Genomic DNA, 344 nt, shown 5'->3' on the forward strand with positions numbered 1-344 from the left:
CGGGATGAGCGTCTACGCCGACTGGCCGCGTGCCCGGCGATGAAGCCGCCCGCGCAGCCCGGCCTCCTGCTCGTCGCGACGCGGGAACTGCGCTGGATGCGGCGCGACCGCCTCGCGCTCTTCCTCGCGCTCGGGGTTCCACTGATCGCCGTGGCGATCCTCGCCGCGACGTTCAGCAACGTCGTGATCCGCAACCTCCAGGTCAGCGTCGTCGATGCCGACCGCTCGCCGACGTCGCTGGTCTATGTCCAGGCCATCGCCTCAGCACCGGGCGTCAGCGTCGCGCACCGATCCGGCGACATGACGAGCGCGATGCACGCGGTTCGATCCGGCGAGGCAATTGC

At 70.6% G+C, this 344-nt stretch carries 1 protein-coding gene; it reads left to right on the top strand.

All coding sequences use genetic code 11. The features are described from left to right. Window positions 1-39 precede the first annotated feature (39 nt). On the top strand, window positions 40-344 hold a 305-nt coding region (locus WDW90_RS38570), incomplete at its 3' end, for an ABC transporter permease (protein ID WP_336492930.1).

Source organism: Methylobacterium nigriterrae (genome assembly GCF_037106235.1).
Taxonomy (GTDB): domain Bacteria; phylum Pseudomonadota; class Alphaproteobacteria; order Rhizobiales; family Beijerinckiaceae; genus Methylobacterium; species Methylobacterium nigriterrae.